The following is a 21647-nucleotide window of genomic DNA, read 5'->3' as shown; positions in this document are numbered from 1 at the left end:
GAAAGCCAGACGCCCTGTCAGGGCTTTTTGGCCAGCTCATTGTCAGGTGGATCGTGGCCAGATCGTGTATCAGAAGTTGTCCAGATTCCTCCTTCGCTCTCAAGCGGGCTTGATCTATATCAGATACCCGTGCCCCCACCCTGTCCGCTCTATTTAAGCTCCCCTGCGCCTGCGCCCCCCCCCATCTATGTCGTGTGTCTCCAGTTGCGGTACATGCATCGGCAGCTGAACGGTCGCCGAAGAGTGTGTGATGTGAACGTCATGCACCTTTGATGGGCCACGTGTTCAGACCCGCTCGTCTGTTATCACGCCAAGCATGTAAATGAGTGATATGTGCAACTTCACCTCCCCCTATGCTTACCGAGCACATTCTCAGATGGCGCTCCCTCCATGTCAGAAGTCCTAGCTCTGCACATTCACCACCTAAAGGCTGCTTGCTCCAGCTGCAGCGTGCTTGAGCTGTGTTTGCCAATTGGTTTGACCGGGCCGGAGGTCGAACGTCTGGATACACTGATAGTGCAACGCCTCAAGGTTAAAAAAGGGGTGGCGCTCTACAGGACCGGGGATCCACTGCGCTCGCTTTACGCAGTCCGCACAGGTTCATTCAAAACCAGCATGGTGTCAGTCGACGGGCGCGAACAGGTCACCGGTTTTCATATTCCTGGCGAGATGCTGGGGCTGGACGCCATCAGTGCCGATGAGCATGTCTGCAATGCGCTTGCCCTTGAGGACAGCGAAGTGTGCCCTATCCACTTTGCACAACTGGAGAAACTGGCGCAAAACCTGCCGTCGCTGCAGCACAATCTCAACAAGCTTCTTAGCCGCGAAATCGTCCGTGACCACAGCATGTTGATGCTTATGGGCAACATGAACTCTGATGAAAGGATGGCAGCTTTTTTGCTCAACCTGTCGCTGCGTTTCAGTACCCGTGGTTATTCATCCAGAAGCTTCGTGCTGAAAATGCGACGGGAAGAAATCGGCTCCTACCTGGGGTTGCGACTTGAAACCATCTGCCGGGGCATTGCGCACCTGCGCGATCAAGGGCTGGTCAGCATCGCAGGACGAAACGTCACTATCCTGGACATGGAAGGGCTCAAACAACTGGTTGCAGGCTGTCATCGGGCTCCGGTGTGAGAGAGGGGATGCCCACTTGAATGGCGATTTTTCAATAGCAGAATATGCGCCCTCCCCGCCAACTGTCAGCCCCCTACGGCTGACAGTTCACCTTTGTGTCAAGGAAATCTGATCCAGATCAGACTCAATGGCTGTCAGCGGGGTAGAAAGGTATGAACCGCGCGGTTTTTCATGGCGCGTCAGCCTTTGAAACCCGATAGAGGATTGCCCCATGCTGACTGTAAAAGAGCACAACGACCAGGCTGCTGCAGCCTACGCTTGGCCAGGTGGAGAACACTGGATTGAAGCGCTCGGGGATGGTCGGCACGTATTGATTCGGCCACTGACGGAAAATGACCGGGAGCGGGAAGTCGCCTTTGTCAAACGTCTGTCCCCCGAGTCCCGGCATATGCGCTTTCTCACACAAGTAAATGAGCCGGGCGCTGCCATGCTCGACCAATTGATGGACATCGATAATCACGACCGTATGGCTTACATCGCACTGGTCCACGAAAATGGCAGCCTGATCGAGATAGGCATCAGCCGCTATGCAGCAACGGGCGAGGATGAATGTGAATGTGCGATAACTGTCGCGGATGACTGGCAGCATCTGGGGCTGGGCACGCTCTTGATGGAGCATTTAATCAAGGCCGCTCGCAAGAACGGTTTTACCTCTATGTATTCCCTTGATGCCTCCAGCAACAACCTTATGCGTCAGTTGGCTTCAGCGCTGGGCTTCAAGACCCATAGCGATCCCGACGACCCGCACCAAGTTATCCATCACCTTGATCTTTAACCCCGCCATAGCCACTGCCGAGGGGCCGGCGATGCCCCCAAACCGTGCTGCCCGTGCGAGCTAGACGTGATTTAGATTGCGTCGAAGTCATCTGTGCGGCGATACCTTCGGGGCTGTAGGTCGGGCTCGCTGATTGGCTTCGTCGGCAGCCTGCTGGGCCTGTTCGGCCTTTAAGTAGGCTTCGTCAGCACGCAAGCGCGCGGTTGCCGCGTTGTCCTCTGCAGACTCTAGACGCGCGTTCCACTCCTGTTCATGCTGATGACTGCACCCAGCGGTTGTTATCAGCATTAAAGCCAGCAATGAGGTGGACAGGTATTTACGCATGGTTGTTCCTCTGCAGCGTGGTTTCGAAAAGGTGAGTTAGAGGATGAAGTATCCGAGGCTGTCCGGGATGGCATCTGATCTTTATCAATAAATCGGAAACTGCAGGGAGCATGTCGGGTTATTTCATGGCAAACAGGTTCATGAAATACCCTGGCTTTTTATTGCGATTGTCTGACCGCCAGCTCACTGCCGGGCACGGAATACAGGGCCCGCTTCGTATTACTGCCAATGAACCGATCAAGTCCTTCCCGGTGAATTGTCCCCATTACCACAACGTCAGCGAGGAACTGTTCGACAAAGTCATGGATAAACGAAACGGGCTGGCCCATCACAAAGTGTAGCCGCTCCGGGCGCACGCTATACCGATCAGCCGGGTGACAAAAGCCTGATGCAAAGACTGGCGCAACTCCTCGACGAAATCCACGTTCCATCCTGCACTGACCAGCGGTGCGTCGCCATTGAACGCCGGCGACAGTTCGTAGGTGTATAACAGATGCAACGTGGCATTGCATTGCAAGGCAAGGGCACTGGCGGTCTGAATGATGGTATCGTTAAGGCCGCTGATTTGCGTACCGGGGTCAAAGGGATCTATTGCAGCGACTACCCGCCGGGGCAATTCATGGCGGACCTGGTTCACCAGATGCAGCGGTACCGTACACTCTTGCAGTAAATGGCAGTCGAGCGGCGTGATAAATACCATTTTAAGCACCGGTTCCAGCTCCACGTCCTGGATCAGCAGATCCGGCTTGAGTGTTTCGACAGTACGGGGGGGGGGGTAAACACCACCTCGACAGTGACTTTCAGTACCTGGCTACTGAGTCAGCGGATCTTTTGCTCTATCGGCTGGCGATAGCGCAAAAGATAGTCCAAATAGGCGGCTTCATCAACATGGTTTCCCACAAATGAACCATGGGTGTAGGTTCAATGAATGAACGTATGTCCAAAGCCGCATCACATGTCTTTGCCAGGGCCACTGCTCGTAACAGTGCTGGCGAGTGATACATCGTATGGTAGGCAATCAGCAGCAAGCGTTGATATTGGCTCATCACACTCCTCTTCGACTGCCGGGCAAACCTGCCAGCAGATTCTCAGCATCAGTGACCGGACGCTCTAGGGCTTGATCGCCAGCACGCTACACGGCGCCTTTTGCAACAGACCTTCTGCAGTTGAGCCCAACCACTTGTTCAAGCCCCGATGCTGCACCGTACCCATAACGATGACGTCACTCTCATGATCCCGGGCAAAGTCACAGATACTCAGCAGTGGTGAGCCCTCTATGAAATGACGGTGCTCAAGGGGCACGCCGTGGCGATCGGCAAGGGATGTAAATGCATCATGTTGTGACTCCCCAAGCGCTTCATAGAGGCCGGTGGCCAAGGGGAGCACACCAACCCCCATGTCCATGGCATACACCGCGACCCAGTCATAAATATGCAGCAGTTCGAGCTGAGCATTGCATTGCTCGGCGAGCTTGCTGGCCGCTTCGAGTATCTGGTCATTGAACACCAGGTCTTGCTGTTCACTGCGCAACACATCGACAATTGCCAGCACTTTGCGCGGAAGCGGGTTGCGTGAGTGCGTCACCAGATGTACTGGGGCCGGGCAGTCGCGCAACAGTTGCCAGTCCAGTGGCGTGAAAAAGACGCGTTTCAAGGCTGTTTCTTCCTGGACATCCTTGATGATCAACGCCAGTGACATGTCATTGACGAAGTGCATTATCTCTTCATAAGGGTGATGGACCCACAGCACCTCACTGGTGACTTTAACGCCATGAGTGCTCATCAAGCCGGCTTGCTCTGCGAGCCATTGCCGGTGGGTTTGCAAGTATCCGTCCCGGGCAAGGTTGATTTGCTCGGGGGCGAACAGGCCGGCAACAGCTAGTGTCGTGAGCGGTTAGTTTATTTTCTAACGTACCACGATATACTGTGCACCCCTCGCCCCGAGATGGTTCCAGGCATGCCTCGTCCAATTGCTCCCTTTGCACTACAGCCCGCCGACGTTCTTACGCTTCAAGGTTGGCTGCGCATGAGTACGCTGGAGCAGAGCCTTGCTCAGCGGGCGCGGATACTGCTTTTGCTCAATGAAGGGGTGACGCCCATTGCCATCTGTGGGCAATTACTGATCACGACACCGACCGTGTTCAAGTGGCGAAAGCGTTATCTGGCGTCGGGCATCGACGGCCTGAACGACCTGCCGCGTAGCGGTCAGCCTTTGAAGCTGGGTGCTGAGAAAGTCAAAGAAATCCTGACCCTGACAACGCACCGGGTTCCCAAGGAAGCAACGCACTGGAGCGTCCGGTTGATGGCCAAGTACGCTCGCGTTACCACCTGGCAAGTCCGGCAGATATGGGCTGCGTCGGATCTCAAGCCGCACCGACTGAAGACATTCAAGATCAGCAACGATCCGCACTTCGCTGAGAAGGTCATCGATGTGGTCGGGCTGTACCTGAGCCCTCCGGACAACGCCATGGTGCTGTCGGTTGACGAGAAAACTCAGATCCAGGCGTTGGATCGTACTCAGCCAATGCTGCAACTTCGGCCTGGGCAGATCGAGCGGCGAACCCATGATTACAAGCGCCATGGCACGGCGAGCTTGTACGCCGCGTTCGACATCATGACCGGTGAAGTAATGGGCCGGATTACCCAGCGGCACCGGGCCAAGGAGTTCCTGGATTTCCTCCGGCAGATTGATAAGAACACGCCTGCCGAGTTGGATCTCCATGTGATCCTGGATAACAGTTCGACCCACAAAACCCCAGCGATCAAGGCCTGGCTGGAAAAACATCCGCGCTTCAAGCTGCACTTCACGCCGACCAGTGCGTCCTGGCTAAACGCGGTGGAAGGCTGGTTTTCACAGCTGGAGAGACGCGCACTGTATCGAGGTGTCTTCACCAGTGTTACTGATCTGAAAGTCGCGATCCGCCAGTTCATTACTGCTCATAACGAGCATTCAGCCAAGCCGTTCAAGTGGACAAAGACCGCAGCGGCCATCATCAGCTCGGTACATATGGCAAAGCTGAGTGTGATGAAGAATAAGCTAATGAACTAACCGCTCGAGACACTAGGGCCTGTAAATAATCAAACGCCACGATATGCAGCGGCAATTGCATTGCAAGCGCCAATGCCCCTGCCCGCCCGAACGCAGGTGTGCGAGTCATTGTCTGGGGGGCAATCAACAGTAAGCGCTGAGTCTGGGACATAAAATACCTCGGCCAAAGGCCGCTTCAATGCAGTGAACAGATGTCCAGATTGAGCTTTATGTGCCCCGGCAACTTGATCTTTATCAGTTGATGACGCTCTTTGTGATGCCGCCCGTTCAGTTGATTTTGATCAACATCCTTCCAACCTTTTGCTCCTAGGCTTCATTAAACTATCGCGCAACGATGGCTGTATCGGAGGGTGCAATGATCGAAACTGACAAGCAATTACTGTTAAGGGCGTTTGATGCTGCATCTAACCCGGTATTGGTCACGGAGCGGACAGGGTGCATCGTCTGGATCAATAAAGCCTTTTGTCTCCTGAGCGGCTATTCGAGGCAGGAGTTGATTGGCAAAACCCCGCATCTCCTTGCTTCGGGCAGACAAAGTACGAGCTTCTACCGCAATCTGTGGCTGACGATACTGGCAGGTCTGACCTGGCAGGGGCAGATGGTTGAACGGCGCAAGGATGGAGGCAACTGCATGGTAAATCAGGTGATTACTCCAGTGCTCGACGACCACGGCGTTGTGACCCATTTCATCGCCATCCTGCATAACGTCCAACTCATGGATGACGAGCGCGCGGCCATGCAGCAGTTGGCGTTCCACGATGCCCTGACCGGGCTGCCGAACCGTAGTTTATTCCTGACGTTGCTCAACCAGTCGATCAATCACGCCGGTAAACACCTTCAGTCATTGGCGTTAATGTTCATAGACTTGGATCATTTCAAATCCGTTAACGACAGCCTGGGTCACGCTTGTGGGGACAAACTGCTGCATGCCGTGGCTGAGCGTCTTGGCCAGTCTGTTCGCAGTTCCGATGTCGTCTCCCGTTTAGGCGGAGACGAGTTTGCAATCATGATTACCGGCATGGACACGCCGGAGCGGGTTGAAGCTCTGGGCAACAAATTGGTCGCTACGATGAATCAGCCGTTCATGATCGATGCACACCGTGTAGAAATCAGCATCAGCGTCGGCATTAGCTTGTTTCCTGTCGATGGCGCCTGTGTCGAAGAGCTGCTCGGACACGCTGACAGCGCGATGTACCAAGCTAAAAGATCCGGTGGCAACGCCTGTTGTTTGAGTATGACGACCAGGCTCTCTGCCTGAGTAGCTGACAACACCCTCAGTGCACCCTGACTCCCACCCACAGAGACAGTGTCAGCAATATCAGGCCCGGGATGACATAGGCTGCAAATCGTCGGCCTCCGCTGACCCAGGCCACCAGGCACTTGCTGATGGAATAACTGCTGATTGCAATTACCATGGGAGTAGCAATGGCAGAAAACGGCAACAGCCCTGCCTTGGTCAGGGAGGCAATGGACGCGGTCGAGTAATGCGGGTCGGCAAACCCGGTAAAGGTGGCGGTCAGCATCACGCCCACCTGACTGAAGTGGCTGAGCGTTGCGGATGACAACAGGGTAATACCGGTCATGGTCAGCGTCACGATCAATGCGAGCTTGAGATTGAATGCGCCTTCAACCTTGATCGGTGCACTGCCCCCTCCTGTTGTGTTGTGAAACAACAAGCAAGCACCTTATAGCGCGGTATTGATGAATCCGCACAGCAACGGCGTCAACATGCTCTGCAAAAGAGCCGGGGCAACCGCCACCAGGATCAGGCCGATCTGCGTGATGGTAGCCAGATTGGAAAGGACAGCTGCCGCGCTTAGGATTTTGACATTCACTGGCTCACTGATGACCCGCTGTCCCATGGTGGCAATTGTTACGGTACTTGAGGCGAACCCGGAAGCGATGGCGGAGATTGCATAGTCGTAACGCGAACCCAGAATACGAACTGCAATATACCCACTGCCCCGATCACCATCAACAACACGGTCAGAGTGCAAATGGTCCGTAGATTGATGGCGGCATAGGGACAAATGAACCGATCCGGCACCAGTGGCAACACTACGAGCGCTGCAATCAGCAAATTTGCCCGTCGCGTATTTCTGCTTCGCTCAACTGACTGATTGCAAAGTGATGCAGTTTCTGGCGATAGGTCAGCAATCCCGCGATCACTACTCCCATGGCAATGGCCAGCTCCAGTACAATGTTGCATAACGCACCGAGTATTAAGACCGAAAATAATACGACTTCGCTCGTAACTCCCGGGTCATGACTCTGGTGTCGCCAATAAGCCACCGAGACAAGCAATGCCAGACCGGTTGCCACGGTCCCTACCAGCAGGCATCCTACGACCTGCATCGCGCTATAGCCCAGCAGTGCAGTGATCGCGAACGTGCGCAAGCCGGCACAGGCGCGACTGTCCACGTGCCCCTTGCGCCGTTCGCGCTCAAGACCAATCAGCATCCCGCTCCCCAGCGCAGCTGCCGCTCCCGCAATATTAAGAGTGTCGTTCATTGTTCCCCCGCCCTCGTTAGCCATTGAGCGCTGTAGCGGTCTTTGAATTCGCCGGCGTTGCTCTGCCGCAACCCGGGGCGAGCAAGCTGATTGCATCGTTGATGATGCCTCCAAGTTTGATCTCTAGAATGCAGAGGTTCGACGGGGGGAGATTGATAATGGTCAACAATTTGCGGATGGACGCAACAGGGGGGGTTAGCGCACAGTGTTTCGACTGGCCCGGTAAATGCTGGAAGAGCATGTTCAGAGCCGGCAACCGTTTAGACCCGGCAGGCCATGTACCGGCCACGCCCGGCTTTTTTGACTTGGTACATAACCTGATCAGCTGCTAATAGAAGCTCATCCGAAGAGCTATCCCCATCACCTAGAGCAATTCCTATCGAAACGCCCACGACGCAAACCTCTCCTGCAATAAAAAAAGGAGAACATAGTGCGTCAATGCATTTGGCCGCTATTGTGTGTGCGGTATCTTCTGCGTTATCGCCAAGATCAGTTGCAACAACGATAAATTCATCGCCTCCGATCCGTGCCAACGTATCGCTTTCCCTTATGATGCTTGAAAAACGCTTCGTTACCTGGCGCAAAACCTCGTCCCCGGCCTCATGACCCAGGGTGTCATTAATATATTTAAAGCCATCCAAATCCATGAATAACAACGCCACAACCGTATGTTGCCTTTTTGCCAGAGCCAACACTTGTCGCAGCCGTGCAGAGAGATAGGCTCTGTTGGGTAAACCTGTGAGCGGGTCATGAAGAGCAATTCTTTTTCGGTCTGCCTGATTCTCGTCCAGCTTGAGCAGCAAGCGATTGAAAGCCGTAATCAGATGTCCAATTTCATCGTTGTAAACAACGGGTATCGGGGCCAGTGGTATTTCATCCCGTGTCATGCGGTCAGCCTGGGCGACGGCGTGGAACAGATGACGAAAAACAATATACAGTCCGACTGATGACAAAATGGCGAATAAGAAAATTGCCGCCACGGCACCTTTAATCAAAAAAATCTGAACGCGACTCACTAATGAAAACGCTTCTTTGCTTGGCACACTGGCTACAACAAACCAGCCCGTACTCGGCACAGATACCATGGCCGAAACAACTTCAATACCTTCCGAGTTAGTCGTCAGTCCCGCGCCACGAAACCCAGCAGCGGCACTGTCATAAAGTGCGTTGATGCCCGGGGCTGGTGTTGATTTAAGTGTTATGCCAAGCGCTGAAAACGTGACGAGCATTTTATCTTTCGGGAATACTACTTTTACCCAGCCTACTGGATTATCCATGCTTTTGTTGAGCAATAACTCCATAAATCCAGGCGCAGCCAGCGCGGTAAAGCCGACTAATATAGACTGCACTTTACCGGTATCGTTAAAAATAGGCGCCGCTATAGGTAACATCGGTTCCTTGACGCCCCCCGTCAGTTCGGGGCGACCGATGAGCGAACGGCCGGCACGCCCCGCTTCAATGTAATCCCGATTAGAATAGTGAGCGGTTGCTTGTCCCTTCTGGGCGGGATAACCCGCGAGCAACTGACCGTCCGGGCTGACGATGAATAATCCTGCAGAGAATAGAACCTGGTACTCGTAATGCTCTTTGAGCCAAACACTCAACTTCCCAGGCTGGGCGATGAGATCAATGGGTAATGATGCAGCAAGACGCTGAATCAACATCTGACGCTGGGTGATTTTTCTATCAATATCATGAGCAACATAAGTGGCAAGCGCTAACTGTTGCTTTTTTACGACTGTGCTCAACTCTTCATGCAGAAATTTGGTCAGCGCATACTCGCGTATGACAGCACCAAAAATGACAATACACAACGCCACCAATAGCAGTCGTGTGACAATGCTATTCAACATTTTTGAGGGTTTTAACAGCAAATAATATTTTTTAGGCATCTAGGTAGTGTAGCCGGATGAGTTGCACCAGGAGTTTTTTTCGGGCGCATGCATGGCACCTTCATTTTCAGACGCTGGCGACCGTAACCATGTGTGGCCGCGGCTGTATTAGACGTCTGGTCCTCTTTCGCTTGTTGGAACATGAAGAGCCCCCACTTCAAATAACCAAGACTGGATTGACTGAAGCCCTGTTGTCCCAAGTTTACAATTGCGTGGCTAAGGGTTGGTGCGTGGTGCGTTAATAATCCCGATACCTGCTGGGTGCAAGTGACAGATTGGTGTCGATGGCATGCTAAGCCTTCGGCAGCGTGATTGCCAATGCCCGACAACCCGCGCATCGGGCATTTTTCTCTATCACCGGTCTGTTTGACAAAAATCAAACTCTCCCATTTAAGCAACGCCAGGATAAGCGCAGGGATATTCTGTTTATTAATACAGGAGCCGATGTGTGCTGGAGTTATAGCACTACGTTCGGGAGGATCGTATGTCTGAGCAATCACGTTTCATGCTGGTCGTTTCTCCATTGATGCAAAGCAACCTCGCTTTCGAGCGGGCCGCAGCCTTGGCCAAGGCTTCGGCGGCGGCACTGCATATTGTGGCGTTCGATTATCTGGAGGGGCTTGCGACCGCGAGTCTGGTCAACGAACAAGCACTTGAACAAATGCGATTAGGCTATGTCGAGCGCCATAGACAGTGGCTTGAGGATCAAGCTCGCCGGTTGCGCAATATCGGCGTGCATGTCACCACAGAGGTGGTATGGGTGCAGAGTCCTTTGCAGGAAATCCTTATTCACCTTAAGGAACAGCCGATGAATGCACTGATAAAGGCACTGGAGCATGAATCCCTCCTTTCACGTGTGATGTTTACCCCTCTAGATATTCATCTGCTACGTGAATGCCCTGTGCCGATACATTTTGTAAGCCATGTAGTGCACGCGTTGCCCCGCAAGATCGTTGCTGCAGTCGATCCTTTTCATCGTGATGGATGGTACGAAGGTTTCAACGACAGAATTGTGCGCGAGGCTGCAAAGCTGGCGGACACCTGTAATGCCGAGCTTGACGTTATTTATGCCCATGATCTTTCATCCCATCAAACGAAAGAGTTCGGCTTTGAAACCGCGCTGACACTATTTTCTTCAGCTAAAGCTCAGGCCCTGTTCAACGCCCAGGCCGATGCTTTTCGCAAGCTGAGCGAGCGCAATGGTATTGCGCCAGAACGCCAGCACATGATAGTTGGTAACCCGGCCAAAGTTCTATCCGGCTACGCTGAGGCTTATGACATCGATGTCATTGTCATGGGGCGTATCGGTTCTCGCGCTATGGGCCGACTGGTGGGCGATACAGTGGAGCATTTGTTGTACAAAATGCCGTGCAGTGTCTGGGTGGTTTCCCCTCAAACTCTGGCTGATTAAGGCCCGCGTCATTACGTAAAATCTTCCGTGGGCAAGGTTATTCCATGGGTGTCCAGACCACTGCGCGCAGAATTTTTTTTCGGTTCCTATGGGGCCGCCTGAAAGAGCATCCATTGGCGAAACTCGGACCGGGCCTTATAACCAGCGCAGCCGACGACGATCCCAGCGGTATCGTCACCTACTCACAGATTTACCTACATTGGATGAACGCAGTGATGGCCTTTAAAAACGCCAAATCTCTAACGTTGCACAGAGCCCCCCACATGCACGATTTTCTAGGCGGACCTCCCCTCCTAAGTGAACAGCAATCGCCTGAACAATCGTCAATCCCAACCCGGCTCCCTGATCATTTCTGCGACTATAAAAGCGCTCAAAAAGCCGCTCACGTTCCGACTCATCAATCCCAGGCCCATCGTCCTCAACTGACAGAGCGTAGTGATCGATTTTTTTAGCTAATCGCACGGTAATCAATCCGTTGGCAGGGGAGAAATTGGCAGCGTTGGTTACCAAATTATTCAAAGCAATATTGATTGCCGAAGCATCAACCCGGACAGGGCTAACCTCACCATTGACATCAAAAACCAGTTCTAACTTTTTACTCAATAACCAAGGAGTTAACTGAACCAGGCTTTCACGAACCGTGGCGGCAAGATCAATGTATTGAGGAGTACTCACGCCTGGTTGCGGCTCCATTCGAGCCATGGTGAGCAATTGGTTGACTAACCGACTGGTACGGTCCACACCTGCAATCAAATACGCCAGTGATTCACGACGCTCCAACTCGGTACCCGCCTCCAGCAAGTTTTGCGCATGTACCCGTAGCACAGCCAGTGGCGTGCGCATTTCATGGGCAGCATCGGCGATGAAGCGCCGCTCACGGCCTAGCACTTCTTGTATTTGCGCGAGCATCCGATTCAGCGCTGCTTGCATGGGTTCCAGCTCACTGGGCAACGGTGCCATGTGCAGAGGTTCCAGAGACCCGCTGTGGCGCGCCCGCAATGTTGCCGCCATATTTGCTAGAGGCTTGAGCCCCCAACCAATTGCAAGCCAGATCATTGCGGCTAAAATCAGACTACCTAGAATATTGGGCCACAGGGTGTGACGTACGATCCGATCCACTAAGTCCGTACGCACGTCGTCTCGCTCACCGACCCAGATACGGAGCTGGTTCTGTTTGTCTTCAAGCATAAACGCACGCCATTTACGGTTGTTCAGGTCAACGACATCGTTGAAACCAGGCATGTCTGGGGGTGAGTTCAAGGTTGGGGCACTGGCAGTGTGCACCAGCACATCCCCCTTGGAGTCCCAGACTTGAAAAGCGATCTTTGATTCATAGGGATGACCATCAGTCCGTGGCTGTGCTTCGCTCAAGGCTTTGTTGAACGCTTGATAAAGATCAGCTTGCTCTTTGCTGGCCAACGGCATGCGCATCACTCCCTGCAGTAATCGGGCGTTTTGCGCCAGTTGGGCGTCATAGACTTCAGCAATTTCATGATTACTGTCGTGCAGGTTGAAGACGCTGATTACCCCCAGACCGGCGAGCAGTAAGCCAATGATAAGCGTCAATGTGCGACGCCGGATCGACATCATCAACTCTCCTCCATCAGGTAGCCGACACCACGTATAGTACGAATTAGGTCGCTTGAAAACTTCTTGCGCAGATGATGTATATGCACTTCCAGCGTGTTGCTTTCAGCTTCCTCACTCCAGCCGTAGAGCAACTGCATCAGGTGATCGCGGGTCATAACGCGACCAGGTGGCGAGAGCAGCTCATGGAGTAACTGATACTCCTTAGGTGTCAAAGCCACCGGTTTACCCTGATAGCTGACTTGCTGCGTTCCTGGATTCAAACTGATACCCGCGTGCTCTATCAACATCTGGGCTCGCCCAGCACTTCGTCTTAACAAAGCGCGTATACGCGCCTTGAGCTCGGCTAGATCGAAGGGTTTGATCAAGTAGTCGTCTGCTCCGGCATCCAGACCGGCAATACGGTCTTCGGTAGCATCCCGGGCTGTTAGAATGAGTACTGGCAGATTAGAGCTACTGTCTCGCAGACGGCGCAGCACCTCTAAACCGTCCATTCGCGGAAGGCCGAGGTCGAGTATTGCCAGATCAAAACTTTCGCTGAGTAGCGCATGTAAAGCGCTGCTACCGTCCTGCAGCCAATCGACGGTATAACCCTCGCGCACCAAGGCTTGATGGATACCTTCGCCGAGCGCAACATCATCCTCAATCAGTAATAGCCGCACACAGACTCCTGTCAGTTAATTTTTTTATTCACGTCCACCAGCAAAACCTCGATCTCTTTGCGTCGTCCTGTATCGGCCGTTTCCCGTCCTGGTCGGGGCGCGGCAAGCAAGGCTCTTTGCAAAGCATTTTTGGCCTCAACATAATGTTTTTGACGGTAAAGGTGGTCACCCCAGAAGTACAGACTATCGATGCCTGTAGGGTTCAGTTGCAAGGCCTGTTTGAGCAACTGTTCTGCTTTGTTGGCATCGCCGAAACCTATGGGCCAGCCAGGTACACGGTCATACAAAGCTGCAAGGCTTGTGTATGCAGAGCCTTGCAGAGCTTTAGGATCAAGGGCTAAGGCTTTTTCTAAGTCAACCTTCGCCTCTTTCACTTTGCTCAATGCGCCGAGACCTCCCTGTGCACCAGCCCAACTGCTAGTCACAATACCGGACCAAATCCAGGCTTCGGCCACGGATGGGCGCTCTTGGGTGAACGCAGTAGTTTGAGTCGCCAGTTTTTCGAAAGCGGCAGTACGCTGTTCAGTAGGAACTTCGTACTGGATATATGCCCAGCCTTCCTGAATTCCGGCCAGGCGTTGTTCGTCAGCAGTATCGATGGCCCAAACACTTGGGCTCAACGCCACCAAAAGCAAGCATGCTGTGATTCTTTTCATGATTAGCGCTTCTCTCTTTCAGGCTTAGTACTCAGGCGGCGAATCAGAGGCAAGTGTTTACGTAGCCCCTTGTCCACCAAGTGGGGAAAAAGGCTATTGATCCGTACGAAAAAGCGCTCCTTCCAGCCTAAGTACAAATCCCGGCGGTCACCTGCAATAGAATGAACCACAGCCGAAGCAACGGTTTGTGGATCATCAACGCCAGCATTCAATGCATCGTTCAGGACTTGAGCCGCAGAGCTATTCATCGTGGTACGAGTGGCACGTGGAGCAACATAAAGCACGCCAACCCGGGTGTCCGCCAGTTCCCGCCTAAGGGCTTCAGAAAACCCGCGCAGTGCAAACTTGGTAGCGCAGTAGCTGGCATAACCGGCATAGCCAATGGAGCCATACGTCGAACCAACGTTAACCACCATCGCACTGTCTGCCTGCTTAAGCAGCGGCAACAGCAACTTGGTCAGACAAATCGGGGCGCTGATATTCACCGCCAACATTGCGTTGATTTCTACGTCATCGAGCTGTTCAAGCATGGCAAAGTGATTGACTCCGGCAGCATTGATCAACAGATTGATGCCGCCTATAGCCTCAGCGGCGGCTAACACTTTGCGCCGCTCAGCAGAGCACGTCAGATCAGCGGCAACCCAGCACAAATGCTGCGGATAGCGCGACAGCAGCGGTGCAAGCGTTTCCCGGTGCCGGGCTACCGCCAGCACGCGAGCACCACTGGCACAAAGGGCATCGGCAATTGCCAGGCCGATACCACCACTGGCACCGGTCAGGACCACACGAGCCTCAGACAGTCGCATGCAAGCTCTCCTGGTCACGTGGCAAACCGCGAAACATGTCGGTATAGAGTCTGTAGACCACTTTCGAGGCGTGAATAACAGCAGCTTGGTCGGCAGGGTCATCGAGCCTGTTCATCAGACGGCGGTAAGTCTGCATGTGTTCAACGTCGAGGGAGCCGTGAGAACTCAGATAACTGAAAGCGCTTTCCGGCAGCTCAAGACGCTCACGAATGCTGCCTGCAGCGTGGGTGGCCAAAGCAATGCTGGTGCCCTCCAAAACATTTACCATACCGAACAGACCAACAGGGTTGTCACGGGCGATCAAGTCGTAGAGGAAACTGACCATCAACTCGATCGGTAAAGACGGTCGCCCATCCCGTACCGCTGCCTTGTCTGCGCCGCAAGCCTCAATGTCGTTGAGTACCCATTGCTCGTGCCCGTACTCATCTTCAATATATTCGCAGACTGCTTTGCGCAGCCATTCCAGGCGCGACGGCAGACGACTGCCACACGCCATCATCAACGGTACGGTGTGACGCACATGGTAATAGGCCTGAGCCAGAAAAGCCCGGTAGCTCTCCAGGCTTACCTTGCCTTCGAGGGCATCGCGGATGATCGGCAAAGTGAACAGCTCATGACGTTCTTGCTTGGTAGCTTCTTGGAGAGTGTCGAAAAAATTCATGATGTGGATCCTTCGGAAAAAGCGAATTGAGTAAGCTGCACCTGGTAATGCTCGACGATGGCGTCGCGACGTGGCCGGCCATTTGCGGTGAGAAAACCATTCGAGGGGGTGAAAGGTTGATCCAGCCGGGTCCAGTGATGGACTTGAGCGTAATCGGGCAAGGCTTCGTTGGCTTCAGCTACGGCAGCGGCCAGATCAACGTCGGCACAATCGGGACGATGGGGCCAGAGCAGAGCGTGATTACCAGGCATTGCTTCGCCGTAGACAAAGGCCTGCGTAATATGGCGGCCCTGGGTCAGTTCGGCTTCGACCCATTCAGGATTTACATTGCGGCCGAAGCTGGTGACAAACTGATGTTTCTTGCGTCCTCTAAGGTAGAGATAACCTTCGGGATCAAACTCCCCAAGATCCCCGCTTGGCCACCATTGTTCAACGTGCGGTGCCTCACCTAGATAACCGAGCAGAGGAGACCCCTTGATCAGCACTTCACCGTCGTCGGCCAAGCGGATGTCCACATGCGGCAGGGGGCGCCCCACAGTGCCGGGACGCTGGGAACCTGGCCGATTCAGGCACACTACCGAGGCGCACTCCGAGAGTCCGTAGCCTTCGTAAACTGGCAGGCCCTCCCGATGCGCACGATGCAGCAATGCTTCGCTGACGCGGGCCCCGCCCACAGCCACAAAGCGTAACGACTGCGGATTGAACACTCTCTGCTCGGCAGCGCTGACCAATATCAACAGTAGTTGCGGCACCAGAATCAGGCTTGCCGGCGCACGGTTGGCCAAGCAACCAAGCAAACGCGCCACATCGACGCCGCTGGCGCCCTCAATGCCCAGGGTTTTCTGGCTTGGTAAACTCAAGGTCGCCCCCGCGTATAGCGCGGCGTAGCACCCGATATTTTCCAGCAAGATCGCCAGAGGCAGCAGAGCCAGGTGATGCTGCGAATCGGTAGGTTTGCTCGCATGATCCAGCTCACGAACGACCCTCAAAATCGCTTCGGCGCTTAAGCAAACACCTTTGGGGGTTCCGGTAGTGCCCGAGGTGAAGGTCAGTTTGGCAGTCCCTTCGTGCATCGGACTCACGCCGCTGAAGGCTTTACTCCAGAACACCCCGCTACGCACATATCCTGAGGATTCCAGTTCTACTTCCAGATGCGGCTCAGCAATCACCCGCTCAGCCTGGCTCTGTATCAAACAATGCTTACGTTGTGCCGGGCTAAAGAATGGCGGCAGCATGAGACAGGTCACGCCTTCAAACAGAGCAGCCAGGTCCCAGAGAATGAGTTCAGCGCCGTTGTCCAGCGCCAGTGCAATAACCTTGATCTGTTCATCGCGCAGTCGCTGCTGGCGATACATCACTTCTGCGTAGAGCGTGGCGTAGTCCAGTTTCAGTTGATCGCCCCACAAGGCGATGGTGCTGGATTTCTGTTCAGCGTGGCTGCGCAACATGTGTTTGAAACGTTGGATTTCAAGCGACATGACTGGACTCCTCACCGGACAATGTCAGCCCAAGGCGACCGAACAGTCCCGTAGTGTGCAGATGATTAAAGCCGGCCTGGATGTTACCGACGTGCACACAAGGCTTGCTTTCGTAATAACTGCCCCACTCGTGTTGGTCATCACCCAATCGCGCCGGATCGGCGGCACAGAGTGTCACCGGCTTCAATCCAAGCCGATGGAAGCTGTTCACCAAGCCCGCGTTGCCAGTAAACGCCACCCACTCCTGCCCGCCCATGGCCAATAAATAGGTGATAGCTATGATGCTCAAACGTGCACTGCCAGTGTCGCTGGCTACCAGGTTACCTACCTCGACTATGCCCGAGCGTTCCACGGGACGACCCGCTGTGGCACTTATCAGCGGATCAATCGATTCATCCAGATAGCGTTCCAGAAATAGCGGCTCGGCACTCGCCCTGCGAACACCCGCTACCGCAAAGAGTTCACCCGCAGCGTCACTCATACCGAATAGCTCGGGCATAAAATGACGGATGTCGGCACCGTGGGCTGTTAGGAAGCGTTGTTGAATAAAGGCTTCAAAAACTGGACGCTGGGGGTCATCTGGCAGCGCTCTAGCCAGACACATCTGAGAATTTCCGACGTGACCGAAGCGCAGTGGTAAGGGAATTTTCCAGTCGAAATGGGGCATTGCTGACTCCTCCCGGGATCATGTTGGGAGGAGTATCGGGAGCATTTCTTAACGAAGTCTGAAGATCACCTTCAGACTTCATTAAGACTCTGACTATAGGTTGACATACGTCGATTCGGTTACAGGCCGAATCCAGGCAACACGAATAATTCGAATGCCTGCAATGACTCTTTCGAGGCCTCTCATGACCCACGATTCAGTTGCTCAGCGTTACGCAAATCTGTCGATTATTTTGCATTGGTTAATACTGGCGCTATTTTTCGGTGTTTACGCTTGTATAGAGATCAAGGGATTACTACCTCGAGGCAGCACATTCAAGGCCCCCTTGCTGGGAATGCATGCCATGTTCGGGATGGCTATTTTCGCACTGGTATGGGTCCGGCTTCTGGGGCGTTTGAAACAACGCCCGCCAATCTTGCCCCGTCCTCCTGCCTGGCAGAGGACATTAGCCTTTCTGACGCACATCTCACTTTACGTGCTTATGATTGCCACACCCGTGCTGGCCTGGTTAATGCTCAGTGCCGCAGGCAAATCCGTTCCGTATTTCGATTTTACGCTCCCCTCGCCCATAGCTCTGGATCCCGATATGGCGAGGCAGTTTAAAAACTGGCATGAATGGTTAGGCAGTGCTGGATATTGGCTAATCGGTCTACACGCCGGCGCAGGACTTTTCCATCATTACCTGGTTGGCGATAACACACTGATTCGAATGATACCCAGACGCCACTAGCCGGACTTGCTTACACGCCTTATGTGTTTATCTGTAACTCTCTCGATTACCGACGAGGCTCACACTTCACGTGCCATGGTGCTGATCGAGATCACCCTCCCTTTTTTTGTAACCTGCTAAGGTCTGAGATACGTGCCTTCTCAATGAAGATGAAAGTAAATTTTCAAACCATACCTCGGGTTGCTAAAAGGAGCATAAGCGTTGAAAAACTGGCACTGGATCGTCGGTTTATTGTTAATCACAACCATATCTCTGCTAATCGAGATCCCTGTCAATACTTGGCTAACCTCGGCGACCCTGAGTTTGGTACTCGGCGCGACAGCCATGGTTTACATGGCTGCGTCCTGCCTGCTCGCGAGTCGCTGGAGGGTGATTGAAAACATTTTTGGTGGCTTGGACCGAGTCTATGATGCGCATAAATGGCTAGGTGTCTGGGCCTTGGTATTTGCCACCTACCACTTTGTTTTCAAGGCCAATCTGGATGCCTGGAACAGCGTACCTATTTGGGAGCTGCCCAAGTACTGGACCCGGCTCGTACGTCAATTGAGCTACGTCGCCCTGGGCTTGATTGTTCTGCTCGCCTTAAACCGTAATATTCCCTACAACGTCTGGCGCTGGTGGCACAAACTGTCCGGCCTATTGTTCTTGATCGTAATTGTGCACTGGCTCAGCTTTAAATCACCGATTACTTTGACTAGCCCTTCCGGGGTATGGCTGGTCTCACTATGCGGATTGGGTGTGATTGCAGCAGTCTACAAATTAACGCTGTACCCCTTTGTCGCCCGCGCTGGCGAATATCGGGTAACCGCAGTTACGAGCAAAAATGGAACACTTCACTTAACACTCACTCCGGTACACAAAGGGTTCGCCTTCAAACCTGGGCAATTTGCTTTTCTGGCGATGAAACAAAATGGCCTGCGAGAGCCTCATCCTTTCACCATTGCAAGCGCCAATGATGAAAGTGGACAGATCGAGTTCTTGATACGGCCACTGGGGGACTACACCAAAAAACTGACCGAACAGGTCAAGATTGGCATGCTCGCAGATATTTACGCCCCATATGGCCGCTTTAAACGCCAGCCCCAGGCTGAACGCGAAATTTGGATTGGCGCAGGCGTGGGCATCTCACCATTTGTTTCCTGGCTGAAAGATCCTGGCGCTAAAAATCTGGATAAAGCGACCCTTGTATATTGCTTCAATCCCGCTCGTGCCTTCCCGCCCGCAGAGCACTTGCTCGGTATGGCACAAGCTCGAGGCGTCGAATTTGTGAGCAATGACAAGGGGCTCGATGTACTGGCCGAAACAATGCGTCAAGCCGTTAAAAAAACCTCCCCCGACAAGGTTCAAATCAGTTTCTGCGGTCCTAAGGGTCTATTGGCTAACGTTCGTGAAATTATGCGAGCACTGAATATTCCACAAACTAACTTGCACATCGAACTTTTTGAATTCCGCTAAATAATCAACACCAGAATACTGAGCTCTCTGAGTAAAATACTCCGATTACTACAGGCCATGGGTCTAAATCCATCACTCTGAGACGAACACATCTGCAACATAGGTCTTACAGACCTGCAACGCGATCAATCCTTGATCGCCGTCGTTGGTGATGCCGATAATTCGTTGAGCATGCGCTGGCTCACGTTGGGCTCTATGGGCTGCATGAGCCACGCAGCCGGTGCCGCTGGTGGTTAGCGTCTGTCGCGTCAAATTGGACTCCCGGATCACATCGAGCAGCTTCAGGCCGGCTTCTACCGGATCAAGTTTGGTAACTGCAGCGCCCTCACCCTCCCCCGCGTCATCCTTGCGGCCCTGCGCCATGTTCAAGCTCGGTGTTCACCGCCAAGGCGCGATGGTCGCCGAAGCGATGCGCCGACAGATCATCACGCCGCTCTGCTTGCTGCTAGTCGCAGTGATGACTATGCAAGGTCTTGATGACAGCGGGATGGCTCGACGTAATCGCCGCCCCAGTGAGCGCAGAGGCGGCGAACTGATAATTACGCGCAGCGCTGACTCTTTTGATCTGGTCGGTTAATCAGAAAACGGAGGATTCATCCATGCACAAGTAAATCGTGATGGGCACGCCCGCACGGCCTTGCTCTTACATACGGTGGTGTTTTAAGAGTGGAACACAGTACGGTTTCGACTGGGCTTTTTCATGCTTGCAGTTATTCGTCAGCTCTACCTTGTCGTAAGGTCTGAGTGCTGACGAATACCCGTAGCCCAAGTCGAGTTTCGACCATGCACCGATCAATCACCCAGTGCATCAACGATCTCGACGGATTGCGCGCACGAGCCCAGCAGGCCACGGCCGAGTTCTACCAAAAGCCCTGCGTACAACCGCCACCGCTGGCCCCGCTGATCATCGTGCGCCCGAGCGGTAACAACACCTTTTATATCCAACACGGCCAAGACAACAATAACTGACGCGACAACCAGAACAGCAATGCCGAGCATCCGTCCAATTTCACGCACTTTCTTTTGCAGGGGCGTAACCTCCTCCGGCGTGTCATCCAGCAGTTGAGCTATTGCCCCTATTTCAGTGGCTATACCGATTGCCGTGACGATGCCGAGGCCCGAACCCTGGGCGATGGCAGTGCCTTTGAAGACCATGTTGGAGCGCTCAGCCAAAGGGGCCTCTGACTGCAAACAGGCAGCCTGTTTCAAGACGGCTTCACTCTCACCGGTCAGCGATGCTTCCAGTACCCTTAAGCCATTGGCATGAACCAGTCGAGCATCAGCGCCCACCGAATCCCCTCGGACAACACCAGCAGGTCTCCGACCACCAGTTGATGACTGGGGATGCGCGCCAACCCTTCATCGCGGATGATGGATGAGGTAGTTTGAGTCAGCGTGCTCAATGCAGCAACGGCTCGCAGCGAGCGGGTTCCCTGGGAAAATCCTAGAACTCCGTTCGCTAGCACAATCAACGTGACGACCACAGCATCAGCGGGCCAACCCTCGCGATCCACCAGACACCAGATAACCAAACTGATGATCACGGCAAAGAGCAGCAGATAAACCAGCGGAGCCTGAAACTGCACAAGCAGATAATGCCAAGCGGGTTTGGTTCGCCCGGTGCATAACTCATTGAACCCATCACGATCTAAACGGACATGGTCCTCTGAATTAGACACCCCCCCGCGGGCGTCAGAACCCAACTCACGGAGAACCGTCTCGACATCCTCCAGGTATGGGGTCGTGATACGGCGTTCAGCAGGCCCGACCAAGCGGCTCATTTCGCCCCCTTTTCCAGCAGCGTGTGCATCGTTATTCCATTAACTCCGTAGCAGCCACTCATGCACCGA

Annotated in this window: 19 protein-coding genes and 5 pseudogenes; 8 read left to right on the top strand and 16 right to left on the bottom strand. The window is 53.7% G+C overall.

Translation table 11 applies throughout. The features are described 5' to 3' along the window. Positions 1 to 390: 390 nt before the first annotated feature. Together fnr and V6P94_RS15785 are read left to right on the top strand one after the other, a co-directional pair. On the top strand, positions 391 to 1134 hold the full coding sequence (gene fnr / locus V6P94_RS15790; protein ID WP_338647628.1) for a fumarate/nitrate reduction transcriptional regulator Fnr: 744 nt from the start codon (positions 391 to 393) through the stop codon (positions 1132 to 1134). Positions 1135 to 1345: 211 nt separating this feature from the next. Next, positions 1346 to 1909: a GNAT family N-acetyltransferase gene (locus V6P94_RS15785; RefSeq protein ID WP_338647626.1), complete on the top strand. Its 564-nt coding sequence runs from the start codon at positions 1346 to 1348 to the stop codon at positions 1907 to 1909. Positions 1910 to 1996: 87 nt separating this feature from the next. Here V6P94_RS15785 and V6P94_RS15780 read toward each other — a convergent pair whose 3' ends face one another. The 3 genes and pseudogenes from V6P94_RS15780 to V6P94_RS15770 all read right to left on the bottom strand — a co-directional run. Continuing rightward, positions 1997 to 2233 carry an Lpp/OprI family alanine-zipper lipoprotein gene (locus V6P94_RS15780; protein ID WP_338647623.1) on the bottom strand — a complete coding sequence of 79 codons (237 nt, stop codon included), beginning with the start codon at positions 2231 to 2233 and terminating at the stop codon, positions 1997 to 1999. Between the two features lie 158 nt (positions 2234 to 2391). Beyond that, positions 2392 to 3279: pseudogene (locus V6P94_RS15775) on the bottom strand (universal stress protein). A 64-nt stretch (positions 3280 to 3343) separates the two neighbouring features. Beyond that, positions 3344 to 4123: pseudogene (locus tag V6P94_RS15770) on the bottom strand (universal stress protein); the annotation flags it as partial. A 66-nt stretch (positions 4124 to 4189) separates the two neighbouring features. On the opposite strand from V6P94_RS15770, the gene V6P94_RS15765 reads away from it, so the two are divergent. Then, entirely contained in the window at positions 4190 to 5281 is a 1092-nt protein-coding gene (locus V6P94_RS15765; RefSeq protein WP_044272157.1) for an IS630 family transposase, read from the top strand. Between the two features lie 13 nt (positions 5282 to 5294). Here V6P94_RS15765 and V6P94_RS25075 read toward each other — a convergent pair. After that, positions 5295 to 5432 (bottom strand): annotated as a pseudogene (locus V6P94_RS25075) (universal stress protein); the annotation flags it as partial. Positions 5433 to 5636: 204 nt separating this feature from the next. Between V6P94_RS25075 and V6P94_RS15760 the strand changes: the two are divergent. After that, the gene (locus tag V6P94_RS15760; protein ID WP_338647619.1) at positions 5637 to 6539 is read left to right on the top strand and encodes a sensor domain-containing diguanylate cyclase; all 903 of its coding nucleotides are present in this window, start codon (positions 5637 to 5639) and stop codon (positions 6537 to 6539) included. Between the two features lie 16 nt (positions 6540 to 6555). Here V6P94_RS15760 and V6P94_RS15755 read toward each other — a convergent pair. Continuing rightward, positions 6556 to 7792 (bottom strand): annotated as a pseudogene (locus tag V6P94_RS15755) (MgtC/SapB family protein). Between the two features lie 260 nt (positions 7793 to 8052). Continuing rightward, on the bottom strand, positions 8053 to 9684 hold the full coding sequence (locus V6P94_RS15750) for a diguanylate cyclase domain-containing protein (RefSeq protein WP_338647617.1): 1632 nt from the start codon (positions 9682 to 9684) through the stop codon (positions 8053 to 8055). Between the two features lie 484 nt (positions 9685 to 10168). Here V6P94_RS15750 and V6P94_RS15745 point away from each other — a divergent pair, with 484 nt between their 5' ends. Continuing rightward, positions 10169 to 11095 carry a universal stress protein gene (locus tag V6P94_RS15745; protein ID WP_338647615.1) on the top strand — a complete coding sequence of 309 codons (927 nt, stop codon included), beginning with the start codon at positions 10169 to 10171 and terminating at the stop codon, positions 11093 to 11095. A gap of 222 nt (positions 11096 to 11317) precedes the next feature. Here V6P94_RS15745 and V6P94_RS15740 read toward each other — a convergent pair whose 3' ends face one another. From V6P94_RS15740 to V6P94_RS15710, 7 genes are read right to left on the bottom strand one after another with little or no spacing between them, the layout of a single operon-like run. Beyond that, positions 11318 to 12685: an ATP-binding protein gene (locus tag V6P94_RS15740; protein WP_338649452.1), complete on the bottom strand. Its 1368-nt coding sequence runs from the start codon at positions 12683 to 12685 to the stop codon at positions 11318 to 11320. Further along, on the bottom strand, positions 12685 to 13344 hold the full coding sequence (locus tag V6P94_RS15735) for a response regulator (protein WP_338647613.1): 660 nt from the start codon (positions 13342 to 13344) through the stop codon (positions 12685 to 12687). Before V6P94_RS15735 ends, V6P94_RS15740 begins: the two co-directional genes overlap by 1 nt. 11 nt (positions 13345 to 13355) lie before the next feature. Beyond that, the gene (locus V6P94_RS15730; protein WP_048361796.1) at positions 13356 to 14000 is read right to left on the bottom strand and encodes a tetratricopeptide repeat protein; all 645 of its coding nucleotides are present in this window, start codon (positions 13998 to 14000) and stop codon (positions 13356 to 13358) included. Between the two features lie 2 nt (positions 14001 to 14002). Then, positions 14003 to 14806, bottom strand: a complete 804-nt coding sequence (locus tag V6P94_RS15725; RefSeq protein ID WP_338647609.1) for an SDR family oxidoreductase — start codon at positions 14804 to 14806, stop codon at positions 14003 to 14005. Further along, a complete protein-coding gene (locus V6P94_RS15720; RefSeq protein ID WP_338647607.1) occupies positions 14793 to 15467 on the bottom strand; it encodes an iron-containing redox enzyme family protein in 675 nt (224 codons plus the stop codon). The genes V6P94_RS15725 and V6P94_RS15720 overlap by 14 nt, the downstream gene beginning before the upstream one ends. Then, positions 15464 to 16945: an AMP-binding protein gene (locus tag V6P94_RS15715; RefSeq protein WP_338647604.1), complete on the bottom strand. Its 1482-nt coding sequence runs from the start codon at positions 16943 to 16945 to the stop codon at positions 15464 to 15466. The genes V6P94_RS15720 and V6P94_RS15715 overlap by 4 nt, the downstream gene beginning before the upstream one ends. Beyond that, positions 16935 to 17612, bottom strand: a complete 678-nt coding sequence (locus V6P94_RS15710; protein ID WP_048361800.1) for a thermostable hemolysin — start codon at positions 17610 to 17612, stop codon at positions 16935 to 16937. Before V6P94_RS15710 ends, V6P94_RS15715 begins: the two co-directional genes overlap by 11 nt. Before the next feature lie 184 nt (positions 17613 to 17796). Here V6P94_RS15710 and V6P94_RS15705 point away from each other — a divergent pair, with 184 nt between their 5' ends. Both V6P94_RS15705 and V6P94_RS15700 read left to right on the top strand, forming a co-directional pair. Continuing rightward, the gene (locus V6P94_RS15705) at positions 17797 to 18342 is read left to right on the top strand and encodes a cytochrome b (RefSeq protein ID WP_338647599.1); all 546 of its coding nucleotides are present in this window, start codon (positions 17797 to 17799) and stop codon (positions 18340 to 18342) included. Between the two features lie 201 nt (positions 18343 to 18543). Next, positions 18544 to 19797, top strand: coding sequence for a ferredoxin reductase family protein (locus tag V6P94_RS15700; RefSeq protein ID WP_338647597.1), 1254 nt, complete (start codon positions 18544 to 18546; stop codon positions 19795 to 19797). A gap of 72 nt (positions 19798 to 19869) precedes the next feature. On the opposite strand, the pseudogene V6P94_RS15695 reads toward V6P94_RS15700, so the two are convergent. Continuing rightward, a pseudogene (locus V6P94_RS15695) lies at positions 19870 to 20019 on the bottom strand (lysis protein); the annotation flags it as partial. 139 nt (positions 20020 to 20158) lie between these two features. On the opposite strand from V6P94_RS15695, the gene V6P94_RS15690 reads away from it, so the two are divergent. Further along, positions 20159 to 20374, top strand: coding sequence for a hypothetical protein (locus V6P94_RS15690; protein WP_338647595.1), 216 nt, complete (start codon positions 20159 to 20161; stop codon positions 20372 to 20374). A 215-nt stretch (positions 20375 to 20589) separates the two neighbouring features. Here the strand turns inward: V6P94_RS15690 and V6P94_RS15685 are convergent, their stop codons facing one another. Together V6P94_RS15685 and V6P94_RS15680 are read right to left on the bottom strand one after the other, a co-directional pair. Continuing rightward, entirely contained in the window at positions 20590 to 21087 is a 498-nt protein-coding gene (locus tag V6P94_RS15685; RefSeq protein ID WP_338647593.1) for a hypothetical protein, read from the bottom strand. Then, entirely contained in the window at positions 21048 to 21578 is a 531-nt protein-coding gene (locus tag V6P94_RS15680) for a cation-transporting P-type ATPase (RefSeq protein ID WP_338647591.1), read from the bottom strand. Before V6P94_RS15680 ends, V6P94_RS15685 begins: the two co-directional genes overlap by 40 nt. Positions 21579 to 21647 lie beyond the last annotated feature (69 nt).

Source organism: Pseudomonas sp. ML2-2023-3 (assembly GCF_037055275.1).
Taxonomy (GTDB): Bacteria; Pseudomonadota; Gammaproteobacteria; order Pseudomonadales; family Pseudomonadaceae; genus Aquipseudomonas.
This window is presented reverse-complemented; position numbering and strand designations above follow the sequence as displayed.

What these genes read in the sequence shown, in the direction of transcription:
- fnr (WP_338647628.1), top strand. Translation starts at nt 391, where the DNA reads ATGTCAGAAGTCCTAGCTCTGCACATTCACCACCTAAAGGCTGCTTGC.
- V6P94_RS15785 (WP_338647626.1), top strand. Translation starts at nt 1,346, where the DNA reads ATGCTGACTGTAAAAGAGCACAACGACCAGGCTGCTGCAGCCTACGCT.
- V6P94_RS15780 (WP_338647623.1), bottom strand. Translation starts at nt 2,233, where the DNA reads ATGCGTAAATACCTGTCCACCTCATTGCTGGCTTTAATGCTGATAACA.
- V6P94_RS15765 (WP_044272157.1), top strand. Translation starts at nt 4,190, where the DNA reads ATGCCTCGTCCAATTGCTCCCTTTGCACTACAGCCCGCCGACGTTCTT.
- V6P94_RS15760 (WP_338647619.1), top strand. Translation starts at nt 5,637, where the DNA reads ATGATCGAAACTGACAAGCAATTACTGTTAAGGGCGTTTGATGCTGCA.
- V6P94_RS15750 (WP_338647617.1), bottom strand. Translation starts at nt 9,684, where the DNA reads ATGCCTAAAAAATATTATTTGCTGTTAAAACCCTCAAAAATGTTGAAT.
- V6P94_RS15745 (WP_338647615.1), top strand. Translation starts at nt 10,169, where the DNA reads ATGTCTGAGCAATCACGTTTCATGCTGGTCGTTTCTCCATTGATGCAA.
- V6P94_RS15740 (WP_338649452.1), bottom strand. Translation starts at nt 12,685, where the DNA reads ATGATGTCGATCCGGCGTCGCACATTGACGCTTATCATTGGCTTACTG.
- V6P94_RS15730 (WP_048361796.1), bottom strand. Translation starts at nt 14,000, where the DNA reads ATGAAAAGAATCACAGCATGCTTGCTTTTGGTGGCGTTGAGCCCAAGT.
- V6P94_RS15725 (WP_338647609.1), bottom strand. Translation starts at nt 14,806, where the DNA reads ATGCGACTGTCTGAGGCTCGTGTGGTCCTGACCGGTGCCAGTGGTGGT.
- V6P94_RS15720 (WP_338647607.1), bottom strand. Translation starts at nt 15,467, where the DNA reads ATGAATTTTTTCGACACTCTCCAAGAAGCTACCAAGCAAGAACGTCAT.
- V6P94_RS15715 (WP_338647604.1), bottom strand. Translation starts at nt 16,945, where the DNA reads ATGTCGCTTGAAATCCAACGTTTCAAACACATGTTGCGCAGCCACGCT.
- V6P94_RS15710 (WP_048361800.1), bottom strand. Translation starts at nt 17,612, where the DNA reads ATGCCCCATTTCGACTGGAAAATTCCCTTACCACTGCGCTTCGGTCAC.
- V6P94_RS15705 (WP_338647599.1), top strand. Translation starts at nt 17,797, where the DNA reads ATGACCCACGATTCAGTTGCTCAGCGTTACGCAAATCTGTCGATTATT.
- V6P94_RS15690 (WP_338647595.1), top strand. Translation starts at nt 20,159, where the DNA reads ATGTTCAAGCTCGGTGTTCACCGCCAAGGCGCGATGGTCGCCGAAGCG.
- V6P94_RS15680 (WP_338647591.1), bottom strand. Translation starts at nt 21,578, where the DNA reads ATGAGCCGCTTGGTCGGGCCTGCTGAACGCCGTATCACGACCCCATAC.